The sequence below is a fragment of the Mycobacterium simiae genome (assembly GCF_010727605.1).
In the GTDB taxonomy this organism is placed as follows: Bacteria; Actinomycetota; Actinomycetes; order Mycobacteriales; family Mycobacteriaceae; genus Mycobacterium; species Mycobacterium simiae.
The window spans coordinates 3,576,115-3,592,053 of record NZ_AP022568.1 but is presented as its reverse complement, the minus strand read 5'-3'; the positions used below and the strand labels follow the sequence as shown (position 1 = coordinate 3,592,053).

General features: G+C 65.8%; 15 protein-coding genes and 1 pseudogene. 9 read left to right on the top strand and 7 right to left on the bottom strand.

From position 1 onward, the window contains the following. Positions 1 to 89 precede the first annotated feature (89 nt). From G6N33_RS16900 to G6N33_RS27510, 4 genes and pseudogenes are all read left to right on the top strand, one after another. The gene (locus G6N33_RS16900) at positions 90 to 908 is read left to right on the top strand and encodes an SDR family NAD(P)-dependent oxidoreductase (protein WP_044508163.1); all 819 of its coding nucleotides are present in this window, start codon (positions 90 to 92) and stop codon (positions 906 to 908) included. 2 nt (positions 909 to 910) lie between these two features. Beyond that, entirely contained in the window at positions 911 to 1,459 is a 549-nt protein-coding gene (locus tag G6N33_RS16895; RefSeq protein WP_044508165.1) for a nuclear transport factor 2 family protein, read from the top strand. After that, complete coding sequence (locus G6N33_RS16890) at positions 1,456 to 2,403, top strand: SMP-30/gluconolactonase/LRE family protein (RefSeq protein ID WP_044512356.1); 948 nt, start codon at positions 1,456 to 1,458, stop codon at positions 2,401 to 2,403. Before G6N33_RS16895 ends, G6N33_RS16890 begins: the two co-directional genes overlap by 4 nt. 356 nt (positions 2,404 to 2,759) lie before the next feature. Then, positions 2,760 to 3,047 (top strand): annotated as a pseudogene (locus G6N33_RS27510) (adenylate/guanylate cyclase domain-containing protein); the annotation flags it as partial. A gap of 14 nt (positions 3,048 to 3,061) precedes the next feature. Here G6N33_RS27510 and G6N33_RS16880 read toward each other — a convergent pair. Continuing rightward, on the bottom strand, positions 3,062 to 4,357 hold the full coding sequence (locus G6N33_RS16880) for an amidohydrolase family protein (protein ID WP_044508167.1): 1,296 nt from the start codon (positions 4,355 to 4,357) through the stop codon (positions 3,062 to 3,064). Positions 4,358 to 4,473: 116 nt separating this feature from the next. Between G6N33_RS16880 and G6N33_RS16875 the strand changes: the two genes are divergently transcribed. After that, complete coding sequence (locus G6N33_RS16875; RefSeq protein WP_044508169.1) at positions 4,474 to 4,692, top strand: hypothetical protein; 219 nt, start codon at positions 4,474 to 4,476, stop codon at positions 4,690 to 4,692. A 10-nt stretch (positions 4,693 to 4,702) separates the two neighbouring features. Here the strand turns inward: G6N33_RS16875 and G6N33_RS16870 are convergent, their stop codons facing one another. Genes G6N33_RS16870 through G6N33_RS16845 form a run of 6 tightly spaced genes read right to left on the bottom strand, consistent with a single transcriptional unit; the run spans position 4,703 to position 11,020 of the window. Further along, a complete protein-coding gene (locus G6N33_RS16870) occupies positions 4,703 to 5,842 on the bottom strand; it encodes an acyl-CoA dehydrogenase family protein (protein ID WP_044508170.1) in 1,140 nt (379 codons plus the stop codon). A 2-nt stretch (positions 5,843 to 5,844) separates the two neighbouring features. After that, positions 5,845 to 6,888, bottom strand: a complete 1,044-nt coding sequence (locus tag G6N33_RS16865; protein ID WP_044508172.1) for an acyl-CoA dehydrogenase family protein — start codon at positions 6,886 to 6,888, stop codon at positions 5,845 to 5,847. A 2-nt stretch (positions 6,889 to 6,890) separates the two neighbouring features. Then, entirely contained in the window at positions 6,891 to 8,090 is a 1,200-nt protein-coding gene (locus tag G6N33_RS16860) for a cytochrome P450 (RefSeq protein ID WP_044508174.1), read from the bottom strand. A 46-nt stretch (positions 8,091 to 8,136) separates the two neighbouring features. Beyond that, positions 8,137 to 8,586, bottom strand: a complete 450-nt coding sequence (locus tag G6N33_RS16855) for a VOC family protein (RefSeq protein WP_044508176.1) — start codon at positions 8,584 to 8,586, stop codon at positions 8,137 to 8,139. Continuing rightward, positions 8,583 to 9,875 carry a CoA transferase gene (locus tag G6N33_RS16850; protein WP_231382476.1) on the bottom strand — a complete coding sequence of 431 codons (1,293 nt, stop codon included), beginning with the start codon at positions 9,873 to 9,875 and terminating at the stop codon, positions 8,583 to 8,585. Before G6N33_RS16850 ends, G6N33_RS16855 begins: the two co-directional genes overlap by 4 nt. Next, positions 9,782 to 11,020, bottom strand: coding sequence for a CaiB/BaiF CoA transferase family protein (locus G6N33_RS16845; RefSeq protein ID WP_081662070.1), 1,239 nt, complete (start codon positions 11,018 to 11,020; stop codon positions 9,782 to 9,784). The genes G6N33_RS16850 and G6N33_RS16845 overlap by 94 nt, the downstream gene beginning before the upstream one ends. A 105-nt stretch (positions 11,021 to 11,125) precedes the next feature. Here G6N33_RS16845 and G6N33_RS16840 point away from each other — a divergent pair, with 105 nt between their 5' ends. From G6N33_RS16840 to G6N33_RS16825, 4 genes are read left to right on the top strand one after another with little or no spacing between them, the layout of a single operon-like run. Further along, entirely contained in the window at positions 11,126 to 12,331 is a 1,206-nt protein-coding gene (locus tag G6N33_RS16840) for a cytochrome P450 (RefSeq protein WP_044508179.1), read from the top strand. A gap of 60 nt (positions 12,332 to 12,391) precedes the next feature. Further along, positions 12,392 to 13,612, top strand: coding sequence for a CaiB/BaiF CoA transferase family protein (locus G6N33_RS16835; RefSeq protein WP_044508182.1), 1,221 nt, complete (start codon positions 12,392 to 12,394; stop codon positions 13,610 to 13,612). Between the two features lie 53 nt (positions 13,613 to 13,665). Further along, positions 13,666 to 14,523: a mycofactocin-coupled SDR family oxidoreductase gene (locus tag G6N33_RS16830; RefSeq protein ID WP_044508184.1), complete on the top strand. Its 858-nt coding sequence runs from the start codon at positions 13,666 to 13,668 to the stop codon at positions 14,521 to 14,523. A gap of 14 nt (positions 14,524 to 14,537) precedes the next feature. Beyond that, on the top strand, positions 14,538 to 15,878 hold the full coding sequence (locus G6N33_RS16825) for a phosphotransferase (protein ID WP_044512361.1): 1,341 nt from the start codon (positions 14,538 to 14,540) through the stop codon (positions 15,876 to 15,878). The last annotated feature ends 61 nt before the right edge of the window (positions 15,879 to 15,939 follow it).

The following is a 15,939-nucleotide window of genomic DNA, read 5'->3' as shown; positions in this document are numbered from 1 at the left end:
GATAATAGAACACTCAGTGTTAATCTGTCTCTCGCTGCAATCTGCTGGATGTCCCTTCCCAACGCGGTCCGATGGGCGAGGAGAAGCGAATGACGCTGCACCGGAACGCCGCATCGCTGGACGGCCGGGTCGCCGTCGTCACGGGCGGAGGCGGTGGGATCGGCAGCGCCATCGCCGCGGCCTTCGCCGAATTCGGCGCACGCGTGGCCATCTGGGAAAAGCACCAGCAGACTGCCACGGCGGTGGCCGCGCGCGTCGGCGGGCTCGCGTGCGTCACCGATGTACGCGACGCCGAACAGGTCGACGCAGCGCTGGCCACGACCGTCGACGCACTGGGGGTGCCGATCATCTTGGTCAACAATGCCGGCGGGGTCTTCTGGTCGGGCCTGCTGGACACTTCCCTCAATGGCTGGGACGCCCTGATCCGGAGCAATTTGACCCAGGTCCTGCTCTGTACGCAGCGCGTCGCACGGGCCATGGTGGAGGCGGGACAAGGCGGCAGCGTCATCAACATCAGCACGATCGAGGCGGTACGGGCCGCACCCGGGTTCGCCGCCTATGCCGCGGCCAAGGCGGGGGTGGTGAACTTCACCAAGACCGCCGCGCTCGAACTGGCGCCGCACAACATCCGGGTCAACGGGCTCGCGCCCGACTTCACACTCACCGAGAGCCTGGCAAAGATGGCGCCCAACGGCACCGAGAACGCCAAACTCATGGTGCCGATGGGTCGGGCCGGCCACGTCGACGAAATGGCCGGAGCCGCAATGTTCCTCGCCAGCGACCTTAGCGCGTACGTGACCGGGCAGACACTGCACATCGACGGCGGAACTTCGGCGGCCGGCGGCTGGTGTCACCATCCGCAATCGGGGCGCTACATACTCGGCCCGACGACCCCGGTTCCCAAGTAACGATGCACGACACTGAAATCCGGGATCTGTTGGCGAAGGAGGAGATTCGTCAGCTGCCCTACCGCTACGCCGCCGCGATCGAAGCACGCGATGTCGACGCGATGGTCGATCTGTTCGTCCCGCACGCCCGGTTCGGCAGCCGCGGTGAGGGGCGTGAGGTGCTGCGCGGGATGATGTCGGCTAGCGTCGACGCGAGCGTGTTCGCCGTCATCCTTGTCGCTAACCACCTTGTCGAGCTGGACACCGAGCACCGCGCCCACGGGCAGGTCTGGGCCCAGTGCTTCGCCCAGACCCACGCCGACGGGTTCGTCGAACAGCTCATCAAGTACGAGGACCGCTACGAACTGTACGGCGGGCGCTGGCTTTTCCTGCACCGAAGGCATCGCCTGTTCTACGGCGTGAGCCGCCGGACGTCGCCCCTGACACAGCAGGCCGCCTACTGGCCACGAAACCAAACTGGGGTGGGTGACCTGCCGCTGACCGACCCGGTCTTCGCGACTTGGTGGCACAGGAACGCGGCGACGCGAACCGAACGGGAACGGCCGCCGTGAGCGCCGCCCGTTGCTTGGCCGAGGGGCTGGCCTTCCCCGAAAGCCCGGTCGTCTTGGACGACGGTTCGGTCATGGTGTCGGAGATGGCTGCCGGCCGGCTCACTCGCGTCAGCCCGGACGGCGCCGCCGAGACAGTCGCCGAGACAGGCGGTGGCCCCAACGGGGTGGCTCGACTTCCCGACGGTCGGCTGGTGGTCTGCCAGAACGGCGGGTCCACCTTCGGGCTCGGGCCGTGGCCGTACGACTTCGCCAGCTGCGCAACGCTTTTCCGGCCGGTGGGGCCGCACGACCACCCCATCGTTCCCGCGCTGCAGCTGGTCGAAGCCGACGGCCACGTCAGCACCCTATTCACCGAATTCGTCACGCCCTCCGGCGGCACGCTGGCGCTGATGCGGCCCAGCGACATCTGCATTGACCACGAAGGTGGCTTCTATGTCACCGACGGCGGAGCCACACGCAACCACAATCGCGACTTGACGGGACTGCTCTACGGCACCGTCGACGGTGGGCTTCGGGAGATCGTCTACCCGCTCGAGATGCCCAACGGCGTGGCCCTGTCCCCGGATGGGACGGTGCTCTACGTTGCGGAGACGCGCACGCGGCGGGTCTGGGAATTCACGCTCGACGGGCCGGGAACGGTGTCCAGCGCGCGCGGGCTTGCAACAGTGCCCAGCGGTGGCCCGTTAAATATCGGTGGGGCGGACGGACTCTGCGTCGATGCGGCCGGCCGGATCCTCGTCGCCACTCTCGGGACGGGCGGTGTCACCGTCTTCTCCCCGACCGGCGAACTGTTGGGCGCGATTCCGGCCGACGACCCGATGACCACCAACGTCGCTGTGAGCGCCGATGGCGACACGTTGTTCATGACGCTCGCCTCATCGGGGCGACTCATGATGGTGGAGAACTGGCGGGAACGCTTGGGCGCTGCCCCGGCGTCGCCGTGAAGATGGCCCGGCGGCGGCTGCGCTCGCCGTTCGCTCCCGCCGGAAGACCACTGCTGATATCCGGCGCACTCATCCCAACACTTGTCGGCGCGGCGGTGATCGCCGCGCTGGCCCTGTGGGGCCTACCCACCGGCACGGCGCTCGCCCAACCACGCGTGCTGCGGTTCAACATCGTAACGGCGCTGTGCTATTGCACCGTCAGCCTGCCCTCCGCGGTGATCTCCGGCTACCTATGGATGAGCCTGCCGGCGGGTGCGAGCGATGCCACCGCACGGCGCGTCGTCTTGGCCATACCGGGGAGAATGGCCGTCCTCCACGGGACGGTGTGGTCCATGGCCAGCGTGGTTTTCGTGCCCGTTTTCGACGCTTCCGAGCTGGGACTGCTGCAGGCCGGCTTCAACACGATGGCGGCCGGGCTGCGGGAACGGGAGCGATTGCGCGACCTGTTCGGCCGCCACGTCGGCCGTGAGATGGCCCGCCGGGCGGAGCAACTCGCCGGCACGGGTGACCGGATCGAGTTCGGCGGGGTCAATCGCAATGTCGCGGCACTGTTCGTGGATCTGGTGGGCTCGACACGACTGGCCATCACCGTGGAGCCCCATGAATTGCTCGCTACGCTCAACGAGTTTTTCACGGTGGTGGTGACACGCGAGCCGGCTCAAACCTTGTGCGACTTTTGCTCTTCCATCTTGTTCAGGAAGGCCTCCAAGCCGATGCCGCCGTGGCCGGCCATGACCTCGTCGTAGTCGTACTGTGGCGGGTTGCCGCCGTTGGGACGCCATCCGGCATCCGCGGTGCACGACTTGAAGCCGTCCCCCGGGAACGCGTACCAGCGCCGCGTGTTGAGTTCGACGATCTTGGCGGCCTCCTCGTCGGGCACGTCGGCGAGCATCTGCTCGGCGCGCGCACGGCTCTTGGGCCAGAACGAGTCCGAGTGCGGGTAGTCGCATTCCCAGGTGATGTTGTCGATGCCAATCTGGTGGCGCATCGACATGCCGACTTCGTCTTCGATGAAGCATCCGGAGATGTTGCGGCGGAACAATTCCGACGGCGCGACCGTGGGATGGATGTTCTGGTAGAACTTGTGCTTGCGCCAGACGTAGTCCGCGCGCTCGACGAGGTACGGCATCCAGCCGACGCCGCCTTCGGAGAACGCGACTTTGAGGTTCGGGTGCTTGTGGAACACCGGCGAGAAGATGAGCTCGGTCGCCGCAGCCATCGACGTGGTGCCCATCAATGTGATCATCACCGCGAACGGCGCTTCGGGCGCGGTCTGGGGTGGGAATCCGCCACTGCCGAAATGCATCACCGCGGTCAGGTTGGTCTCTTCGAGCGCCGACCACACCGGCTCCCAGTACCCGGTGTGGTAGCTGGGCAGCTTCAGGTTGGTCGGGTTGTCCGGCAGCCCGATCGCCCGCGCCCCCTTGGCCGCAACCCGCTCGATTTCGGCGACGATCAGGGCCGGGTCCCACAGCGGTGTGATCGCCATCGGGATGAACCGGGCGGGGTCGGTGGCGCACCACTCGTCGAGCGAGAAGTCGTTCCACGCCCGCACGGACAGGTGCGCGAGTTCCTTGTCCTCGCCTTCCAGGAAAACTGTGCCACAGAAGCGCGGGAAGGACGGAAAGCAGAGCATGGCGTGCACGCCGTCGATGTCCATGTCCGCCAGTCGGGCTTTCGGGTCATAGCACCCGGGGATCATGTCGGCATAACGGATCGGATCGACGCCGAACTCCTCCGGCGACTTGCCGGCGACCGCGTTCAGCCCGATGTTCGGATACGGCCTGCCCTCGTAAACCCACTGCTGCACCGGCGGGGCTCCGTCGCGCGGAAAATCGACGATGCGGGGACCGTCGTCGAGGAATTTCTTCGGCAGCCTGTCCGCCCAGACCTGCGGTGGCTCGATCAGGTGGTCGTCAACGGACAGAAGCTTCATCGAAGGTTGCAGCGGCATTGTGGGCGTCGATTCTCGAAGTCGTGCGATACAGTACAAGTGAACAGATTATGACTAGTTGACTATAGCGCCGATCGGGGCCAGAGCTCAACGAACACGGCGCATCAAGGAGACCCATGACACCACCCGACCCCCTACAGTCGCGCATCCCGCACGACGACTGGTCGGATCAGGACCTGCTCACCAAAGGTGAGGCGGCCGAACGCCTTACCGCCGAAATAGCCGAGGTCACTGCCAAACTGACCGCATCGAACAACGAAGACCAAACCCTGGCGCGACGACTCAGGGGGCTCCGGGCGGCCTACCAGCACCTGACCGGAGGCCCGCTGGGCTGACCGGGACCACTCAGGCCCGCGGCAAGCCCAGCACCCGTTGCGCGACGATGTTGCGCTGGATTTGAGCGGTTCCGCCGTAGATGCCGGCGGCGCGCGACCACACGTAGATGTCCCATTCCAGGCCTTCGGTAAGCAGCGGGCCACTGGTCGACAGGTCCATCATGGCGTGGGCGACGAACTGGTCGGCCCGCGTCATGAGCAGTTTGTCGACCGATCCCTCTGGCCCGGGAAGCTTGCCGTTTTGGCGCCCCGTGAGAGATCTCATGACCTTGACCTGCAGCGCGCGCAGCTCCACGTAGGCCTGCCCGAGCCGGGCTCGAGCCGTCGGGGAGTCCTCGAGCCAGCCGACGCGAACGTCGTTCTCGAGGCGCCGTAGCTGCGTGGTGAGCCGACCGATCCAGTTGATGTCGCTGGGACCGCGCTCGAAGGCAAGCAACTGGTTGGCGATGGACCAGCCCTCCCCGCGCTTGCCGAGCAGGTTGCCTGCGGGGACGTCGACGTTGTCGAAGGTGATCTCGGTGAACTCGCGGTTGCGCGCGGCGTTGACGATCGGTCGCACCTCGATACCGGGCGTCGACATCGGCACCAGCAATACGGAGATGCCCGCGTGCTTCGGCGCGTCCGGCTCGGTGCGGCACAGTAGGAAGCACCAGTCGGCGACGGCACCGAAGCTCGTCCAGATCTTGCGGCCGTTGACGCGAAACATCTCACGCGCGCCGGTGTCCATGAAATCGGCCCGGGTCTTCAGCCCGGCGAGATCGGATCCGGCCTCGGGTTCGGAGAATCCCTGGCACCAGCGCACGCGGCCAGACAAGAGGCCGGGCAGCAGCGTGTCGCGCTGCTCGTTCGTCCCGAACAGCCGCAACGCGTTGCTGAGGTGACCGACGCCCTCGATCGGCGCGGCGCCGGCCCGCCCGAGCTCTTCGTTGAGGATCGCCTCGTAGACCGGCGCCTTACCATGCCCGCCGTATTCGACGGGGAAGGACAACCCGATGTAGCCGGCCTCGTAAAGGGTCTGATGCCAGGCGTTTTGCGCGTCCGCACGGGCGGCCGGGTCCTCGGGGATCGCGGCGTCGGCGGCGTGGTCGGACAGCCACTGCCTGAGCTCGGCGCGGAACCGCGCTTCGGGCGCGCTGTCGTTGAAGTCCATCGCTAAGCGAGCTCCCGATTCGCCAGCCGCATCGCGGCGATGGCCTCGTAGTGCACTGCCTCGTCGCCGAACAATCGCCGGTCCAACAGAGTCCGGCGCAGCCGCAGGTGAGAAGCATGCTCCCAGGTGATCGCGATGCCACCGAAGACCTGAACCGTGGCCTCCACCACCTCCCGGCCCGCGGCGGAGGCGTATGCCTTGGCCGTCATCGCCGCCAGGCGGGCCTCGTCGGCCGGCAAGTGGTCGATCGCCCACGCGGCGTGCCAGAGGCAACTCCGGGCGCCTTCCAGTTGCACCAGGGCATCGGCGAGCAGATGTCCCACGGCCTGAAACGAGCCGATCTTGACCCCGAATTGAGCCCGCTCACCCGCGTAGCGGACCGCGTCGTCCAGAGCACCCCGCATGAGGCCGACCAGGTCGGCAGCGACGGCGGTCATCGCCAACGACTCCACCCGCCGCCATCGTTCGTCATCAATGGGCTCGCCGGTCACCACCGCCGGGGCGGCCGAATCGGCTGGCAAGCAACGAAATTCGCGAGTCAGGTCCAGCGCCCGGTGGTCGGCGCCGCCCAGCGGTGCGCACACAAGCCGGCGCTGCCCGTCGGTGCGGGCGGCCAGTAGTCCATGGGTGGCGCCCGCGGCGTCGAATGCCACGCCCGGTCCGCGAGCCGAGCCGAAACCCGTCAGGTCGGGACCCAGCACCGGCGCCAGCCGCAGGCTTCCTTCCGCAACGAGCTCCAGTGCCTCCTCGGCTCCGGCCGCCTCCAGGAGTTCGGTGGCCAGCACCGCCTGGCCCGCCACCGGCACGGCGCTGAGGGTTCTGGCGAGTTCTTCGATGACGATGACGGTTTCGACGCCGCTCGCCTCGAGTCCACACAGGCGCGGCGAACGCAGCGTTGGCACACCGAGATCCACCAGGCGGCGCCACTGGGCGTCGAGCGCCTCGCCGGTTGGGATCTCGTCCGCACTGGTGACACCCACGCTCTCCCCCAGCTGCGCGGCGGTGTCGCGGAGCAGCTGCTGCTCATCGGTGAAGGCGATCTCCATGGTCAGCGCAGGGTCATCTCCACGCTGGTGTATCCGCGCACCGTCGCGGTGAGCACGCGTTCGCGCGCCCCGATGGCGTAGTCGGGGAACCTGTCGGCGATGTAGTCGAACACCAGCTGCGCCTCCCGGCGCGCCAACCATTGCCCGAGACAGATATGAATTCCCCATCCGAAGTACACGTCGGTGCCCCGCGGCCTTCCGATGATGAAGCGGTCGGGATCGTCGTAGCGCCGTTCGTCCCGGTTGGCGCTACCCAGCAGCAGCAGCACCCAGTCGCCGGCCTGCATCGTGACGCCGTGACGCTCGATGGGCCGGGTCAAGGTGCGCGCCACCCAGTGGCTCGGGGTGTCGTAGCGAAGCGCCTCGTTGACCGCGGCGGGAATAGCAGTGCGGTCCTTGACGATTCGATGCCACTGTTCAGGATGTTCCGCGAGCGCGACCAGGCCGTTGGAGATCAGCTTCTGCGTGGTTTCCGAGCCGGCAGCCGACAGGAGATTGCAGAACATCAGCACCTCGTGCGCGGTCAGGCAGCGGTGGCGGCCGGCTTCGGGATCCTCAAAGCTGGCTTGCAGCACGATGCTGATCAAGTCGTCGGCCGGGTCGGTGCGGCGCCGCTCGATCAGGTCACCGATGTACTGGCTGATCAGGCGGTTGGCCTCGATGGCTTGGGCCGGGACTGCGACTTGCCCTTCCTCCCGGGTGAGGAAGGCCTCCCACCAGACGCGTAACTGCGCGCGGTCGCTGTGCGGCACGCCGAGGAGATCACCGATCACATCCGTGGGGACCGAGAACGCGAAGGCCTCCATCGCGTCGACGGTGGTACCCGGTCGCAGCCGGCCAAGGTGGGTGTTGACCACCGCGCGCAGGGCGGATTCCATGGCGGCGACCGCTTTTGGCGTGAAGAAACCCTTGAGGACCCCGCGAATGCGGTCGTGGCGCGGCGGGTCCATCGAGATCACCGAGTACTTGCGGCCGTCGTTGTCCGGGTTCTCCGGTGCCGGACCGCGTTTGGACGAGAACGTCTCCCAATCCCGAAGAGCCTGCGACACGTCGTCGAACCTGGACAAGACCCACCAGCGATTCTCCGGATCCCGGTAAACCGGCGCCTCGTCACGCAATCTCCGGTACACCGGGTATGGATCGTCGAAGATCGCCTTGGAGAATGGCGAATACATCAACTCGCTGGTCGCTGGCACAGCCATGACTCTATCATCGCGATGAACAATCGGACGTTGAGTGACTAACTGCTCAGTCGCTGGACGGGGTGCGTTCGATCAACTCGATCCAGTTGCCGTCGGGGTCGGTCGCCATCAGCCCCCGGTTGCCGCCCGCGAAAGTCACCGTTCGTTCCGGTCGAACCTGGCCACCCAAGCGCTCGATACCTGCGACGAATGCGTCCGGGTCGTCGACGCGGAACGATAGGTGCGTGAATCCCACCGCGTTCATCCGGCGGGGCCGGTGCTTCTCTCGCGCGCCCGGCACCGGATAACTGAGCAACTCGAGGCGAAATCCGTCGCGTTGCAGATAGACCAGGTCGAGAACCAGCCCGGGCACGCCGAGCAGCCGCGCCGTCTCGGGCCCGTCGACCCGCAGCCGACCACACTCGTCGAATCCCAATGCCAAGCAATAGAACTGGACCGACTTTTCGAGATCGCTGACACACAGCCCGATATGGGTGAGGCGGTCACCGGAGCTCATGCGGAGTCGTCGGTAAGTTCGTCGAGCAGCCCGTTGTGTTCCCCGAGCAAGGGTGGCCGCAGCGGGCCGCCCGCCGGATTGGCACTGAAAAGGTATGGCGTGCCCGGATAGCGGAAGATCTCCCCCAGTTCCGCGTGGTGGACCGGCACGTGAAACCCGCGGGCAGCGACGTGGTCGTCCTCGAAGGCCTCGTCGGGTGACAGCACCGCTCCGGCGGGGAATCCGCGTCGCTGACTTTCCAGGAAGTACTCGTCGGCCGCCATCCGGGAAGCGATCAGGGTGATCGCGTCGCGGGCCGCCATCAGTATCGCGGTGGTCTCGTCGTCGGCACCGATCATCGCAATGTCGACCGGCTCGTCGCGAGAAGCGGCCATTTCCAAGAACACTGCCTCGGGAAGCTCGTCGGTCAGACCGAGGTCCGCAAGCCAGTGCAGCAGGTTCGCGAATTCGGGCGGCTTGCGAGGCAGCACGCCGGTGGTGGCGTAGCCGCCGTCCGCGCACCGGACCTGGGTAGGTTGGCTGCGCGTGAAGTACGCGTGACGGCCGGTCTGGCGGACGCACGTCTCGTTGTTGACCAGCCAGTGGTAGGTCGTCTGTTCGCAGCTGACGTTGCACGCCGCGTTGACGCTGACCTCGACCAGCTGACCCTGGCCGGTCTGGTCGCGATGCGCAAGGGCCACCAGCGTTCCGATCGCGCAATACAGGCCGGCGATGTTGGCCGACTGCTCGCCCGCGCCGCGGATCGGCGGCAAGGAGTGGTCGTCGTAGCCGCAGTTCCAGACCGGACCCCCGCCGGCCAGCATGGTGAGGTCGGTGACCGGCTGGTCGGCCCGCATGCTGTCCAGCCCAAAAGGGGTGACCGCTACCCAGATCAGGGCCGGGTGTCGGGCATCACCGATCGGGCCGCCCCCGGAGATCACGATGTCGGCGCTAGCGATCAGGCGCTCCAGTGCGCTGACACCCTCCGCGGTGTCGAGATTGACGGTCACCGACCGCTTGCCCACGTTGCCGCTCCACCATCGCAGACTGGTGTCCGGGCCGATGTTGTTGTGCGCGAACGGCGGTCGCGACCGGTGTGAGGAACCGGCGGGAGGCTCGATGACGACCACCTCGGCGCCGAGTTCGGCGAGCAGCCGTCCCCCGACGGGGGTGAACTGGCCACTGATCTCGACGACGCGGAGCCCGCTCAGCGCGTTCAGATCACACCCTGCTTCGTCAAGTCGTCCAACTCCTGATCGCTGCGCCCGAGCAGCCCGCCGAGCACGCTCCGGTTGTGTTCGCCCAGGCACGGCGCGGCCCGCGAAATACTCCACGGCGAGGCCGACATTCGCAGCGGAAGGCCCTCCACGCGCACCGTCCCGATTTCGGGATGCGTCACGGTCGGGAAGAGTCCCCATTCGGCGAGGTCCGGGTCTTCGTCGATCCGTTCCCGGGGCGACTTGACGACGCTCGCGGGAACGCCGGCCGCGCCGAGTTCGCGTGACAGAGTGTCCGCTTCGCGGGTCCGGGTGCGTGCGCTGACGAGTTCGTCGAGTGCGTCGGCACCGAGCAACCGCTGCTCGAGTGTGGCGAACCGATCGTCCGTCAGTCGCGGCTGGTCGAGGACTTTGGACAGCAGCGCGACATCCCGTTCGTCGCGGCAGGCGATGGCTATCCACCGATCCTCGCCTAGGCACGGATAGATGCCGTGCGGGGCCATCTCGCCGAAGTCGGCGTGGTTACCGTCCGGGAGCCCCGGCCGGCGGGCGGGCCGCCGGTTGACGGTCCAATCCAGCACTTCGGTGGGCAGCATCGCGATACCGGCCGGCACCGTGGCCAAATCGATGTGCTGGCCCTCGCCGGTACGTTCGCGCTGATGCAGGGCCGCCAGTATCGCCACGGTCATGTAGTAGGCGGCGATGTGGTCCATGTAGGAGTAGCCCCACCCCGCCGGCTCGTGGTCGGGCAGCCCGGCGGTGAAGGTCAACCCGCTCAGCGCCTGAACAATCGGACCCCAGGTCTTGAAGTCCCGGTACGGCCCGGTGTGGCCGAACCCACAGTTGGAGACGTAGATGATGTCCGGCTTGATCCGGCGCAGCTCGTCGTAGCCGAATCCCATCCGGTCCAGCACGCCGGCGGCGAAATTCTCGCAGACGATGTCGGAGACGACGATCAGTTCACGCAGCAGCTCTTTGCCGGCCGAGAGACGCAGGTTGATGGTAACCCCGAGCTTGCCGACGTTGTGGTTGTTGAAGCCGGCGCCCAGATTCACGCCCCGACGCTCGTCGACGAACGGGCCCACGCCGCGCAGCGCGTCCCACATCCCGCGCGTTGCGGGGTCTTCGACGCGAATGACCTCGGCGCCGAACGCCGCCAGGATCTTCGTCGCCCCCGCGCCGGCCAGTTGACCACCCAGATCGCACACGCGAAGGTGGGATAAACCAGCGGTCACCATGCAACAATAGAACATCATTTGTTCTGCTGCCAACGCCGCTCCGGCTCGCCGTGCCAGCGGAGGGCCACTCGCAGATTGACAATTGATGTTCTATTGTTCAGTTCTATGGTGACGATCACAGCGGCCCGCTTCGACGAGCCGGCGTTCTACCTCGGCGACCCGAACGGCGCGTTCGCGCAGCTGCGCGAGCACGACCCCGTGCATTGGTACGACGAGGGGAAATTCTGGGTCATTACCAAATACGAAGATATCAAGGGCATCTCGGCTCGACCCGAGAAGTTTAGGTCCGAGCGCATTGGGATCATGATGGATCTGATCGCGCACCGGGAGGGCCGGGACCCTCAGGGGTACGGCAACCGCGGCATCATGTTCATGGATCCGCCGGTGCACCGGGTGCACCGCAAGGCTGTCGGTGTGCGGTTCACACCGGCCGCGGTCGCCAAGATGGAGGCTCGGGTACGCCAGGTCGTCAACGATGTGCTCGACGACCTGCCGGACGGAGAATTCGACTGGATTCAACGGGTGGCCGAGCCCATCCCGGTGTACGTCTTCGCGTACCTGCTGGGAGTGCCCGAAGAAGACTGGCCCAAGGTCGCGGGCTGGGCGACCACCATCGCCAACGTCGGTGGTGGGGCCGCAAGCGATGAGGACTACGCGTTCATCTTCGAACACATCGGGCCCTATCTGATGGGCCTCGTCGCCGAACGCAAGGAGCGTCCTCAGGACGATCTGCTCACGATGCTCTCCCAGGTGACCGTTGACGGAGAACCCTTCAACGACATGCAGGTGATGATCTACGCGCTCACCTTGCTCGCCGCCGGCAGTGAGACGACACAGAGCCTGATCGCGGGAATCGCCGACTGTCTCGACACCCATCCCGACCAGTCGGCGGTGTTGTTCGCCGATCCCGGGCTCAGCGGCAACGCCGTCGAGGAGGTGCTGCGTTACTGGACGCCGGTGATGAGCATGGCCCGGCAGGCGGCGCGCGACGTTCGGCTACGCGGTGCGGAGGTCAAGGAAGGCGACGGGGTGCTGCTCGCCTACGCGTCCGCGAACCGCGACGAGGAGCACTGGGGCCCGACCGCCGAACAGTTCGACATCCACCGGCAGGACGCCGCCAATCACCTCGGCTTCGGAGTCGGCGAGCACTTCTGCATGGGCGCCGCCCTGGCTCGACGCGAAGCCCGTCTGCTGCTGGAGGAAGTAGCGCGGCGCGCCAAGGGGATTCACGTGGCCGGTGAGCGAGTGCCCCGCGTGTCGACATTGGTGCACACCCACGACCACCTGCCCGTCACGCTGGACTATCGCTGACATGGCAGCCAGGCCAGCTTGCCGCGCGCGCCAACCATCGTCTTGCCGGTAAGGATGCGCATGAACAATCCGATGGCGGGCGTACGCGTCCTCGAGGTTGCCCAGTGGACCTTCGTGCCGGCTGCCGGCGCGGTGCTGGCGGACTGGGGCGCTGACGTACTGAAGATCGAACATCCGCGCACCGGCGATGCCCAGCGGGGCCTACGTCAGCTCGGCAACGTACAGATCGCCGGCGATCGCAACCCCGTCATGGAGCACGCAAATCGCGGCAAACGGTCTATCGCCCTTGATATCTCGACACCGGCCGGCCATGAATTGCTGATGGACATTGCCCGCACGAGCGACGTGTTCCTGACGAACTTCTTGCCCGACGCCCGCGCCAAACTACGGATCGACGTCGATGACGTGCGGACGGCGAATCCCGACATCGTCTATGTGCGGGGCAGCGCATACGGGACGCTCGGCGACGAGGCAGGCATCGGTGGCTACGACATGACGGGCTTCTGGAGCCGAGCCGGTAGCGCGGCAAGCGTCACCCCGCCCGATATGGCTGGCGTCGTCGCACAACCCGGACCGGCGTACGGAGATTCCCTGGGTGGCATGACCATTGCCGGCGGAATCGCCGCGGCGCTGTTCGGACGTGAACGAACCGGTGAGGCCAAGGTGGTGGATGTTTCGCTGCTCGGAGTGGGGGTGTGGGCGATGGGCGTGGCCGTCAACGCTGCGCTGATCTCCGGACAGCCGTGGCAGGCAAACCCGGCCGGCGCCAACGTCGCCGCGCACAATCCGCTGGTGGGCTTCTACCGCACCGGCGACGGCCGTTACCTGGGATTGTCGATGATGCAAGGGTTCCGCTACTGGGCAGACTTCTGTGTGCGGGTCGGGCTCGCCGAACTTGCCACCGACGAACGCTTTGCCAGCCATGAGCTGCTAACCCGCAATGCGGCGCAGGCGACTGCGATCCTGCGTGAGGTGCTCGGGAGCCAAACGCTCGAGCACTGGCGCAAAGCACTGGCCGGTTTCGAAGGGCAATGGGCGCCCATACAGGACACGATGGATGTCGCGGCCGATGAGCAGGTCAGGGCGAACGGCGTCATCGTGCCCATCCAAGGCAGCGGCGGTTCCCTCGAATTAGTCTCGAGCCCTGTACTTTTCGATCAGACGCCGTTCGCTCTCGGCCCGACGCCGGAATTCGCGGAACATACCGAAGCGCTGTTACTCGAACTGGGCAAGGACTGGGACGACATCATTGTCCTCAAGGACAGCGGAACCATCGCGTGACCAAGACGACCTTCATGGCCTGACGGCGAAAGAGCCCACGACGGAGGAAGCACATGAATCGAGTCAGCGGCAAAGTAGCGGTCGTCACGGGCGCCGCGCGCGGACAAGGGCGCAGTCACGCAGTCCATCTCGCCGACGAGGGCGCCGACATCATCGCCGTTGACATCTGCGACGACATCGCGACCAACGACTACCCGATGGCACGCAAGAGCGACCTCGACGAGACGGCGAAGTTGGTGGAGAAGGCTGGCCGACGTGTCGTCACCGCTGTGGCCGATGTGCGGGATCGGGCGACCCTGAAGAAGGCGATCGACGACGGCGTCGCCGAACTGGGCGGTCTGCATGTCGTCGTCGCCAACGCCGGCATCTGCCCGCACGGAGAGCACAAAGGGTATCCGGCATTCCGCGACGTGTTCGACGTAAATTTTCTCGGCGTTGTTAACACCGTTAACGCCGCGTTTGACCATCTGAACACCGGTGCGTCGATCGTCGCCACCGGCTCGATCGCCGGACTGGTCTCCCAACACGATATGTTCAACGGTGGCGGCAACCCGGGCCCCGGCGGACTCGGGTATGGCTTGGCCAAGAAGTTCGTCCGCGACTGGGTCAAATCGATGGCGATGACACTGGCGGCGCGCGAGATACGCGTTAACGCCGTGCACCCGACGAACGTCAACACCGCGATGATGAACAATCCGATGATGTACAAGACGTTTCGTCCCGACCTCGAGGCTCCGACTCACGACGATGCCTTTGTGGTCTACCCGATACTCCAGGCAATGCCGGTGCCCTGGGTGCAGCCCGAGGACGTCTCGCACGCCGTGGTCTACCTCGCCTCCGACGAGTCGCGTTACGTCACTGGACTGCAGATGTTCATCGACGGCGGCGCCGCGCTGAAAATGGGTTTCTGACCCCCTGGATGACCATGACACCTGATGAGGCGGTACGTGGCTGGCTGGAGAGTCACATCGGGCCCGTACGAACCTTCGAGCGCCAACCACGTTGGCGCCCGGCCTGGTTCGCCGACGTCGAACGCGACAGCACAATTGTGGCGCTTTATGTGCGTGGCGACCGCGAGGGCATGGAGTTCTCGTTCTCCACCCATCGCGAAGCGGACGTCCTTGAAGTCCTGAAAAACCAAGGAATCCCTGTTCCACACATCTACGGTCGGATTGACGCACCACCGGCCATCGTGATGGATCGCCTGCCTGGCTCCACCAATCTGTCAACCTCGCCGAGCGCAACAGAGCGCAACTCGGTCATCGACGAATACATGGAAATCCTTGCGCAGATCCATCAGCTGGATCCAGGTGAATTCTCCGCCATCGGACTTAAGTTGCCCAAAGACCCTCAGCAGCACGCGTTGTCGAGCTTCGAAGGGTCCGTCGCGCGGTATCGGTCTACAAAAAGGCGCCCAGAGCCGTTTCTGGAATTCGGCATCGGCTGGATCCGCCGCCACGTTCCGGCGCATCGGTTCGACCCTCGCTTCGTCCTGGGCGATCCCGGACAGTTCATGTTCGCCGATGGACGCGTGACCGGACTGCTCGACGTCGAACTGGCCTACCTCGGCGACACCGCGCACGACCTCGCAGGACTGCGCCTGCGCGACATCTCCGAGCCCTTCGGCGACCTCGAGCGCGCATTTCGGCGCTACGAGGAGGTCTCCGGCGTGCAACTGGACCTGCCTGTGGTCGAGTTCCACACCGCGCAGTTCTCGCTCACCACGCCTCTCTCGTTAGTCATGATCTTGCACAACCCTTTTCCGATGAGTGACTTGCTGCAATATGAGGAGTGGTTTCAGCAATGCTCGCTCAACGCCGTCGAAGCAATGGCCGCGGTCGAGGGCGTCACCCTCGACGATTACCGACTTCCGCAGGCGGCAGATGTCCGGCACGGCGACCTTGTCGACGCATTGGCGCCCATCATCGAGGAGTTGCCCGCCGAGACCGAAGTTGAGCGCTTTCGTCGGCATCAGACCGCGCAAACCGCACGCTACATTGCCGACATCTGCCGACACGGTCCCGCAATCGAATCCGAAGACCTCGACGATCTCAACCGCCTGCTCGGCTCCCGATACCCCGACTGGCGTGCAGGGGATGAGGCGCTGGAGGCATTCGCCTTGCGCGCATCAGAAAACATGGACGCCGAACTCATTCGGCTGTTCCACCGCCGCATCATGCGGCAAATGCGTTTACTGGAACCAGTTCTCAATCGCGGTGGCGGTGTGCAGCCGCTGATCCCACTGGCGCAGTTACTACGCCGCTGAAGCCCGGGTGATTCGTCGGCCCGGGACAAATCACGCGGACAGCGGCGCCATCGGCTGAAAG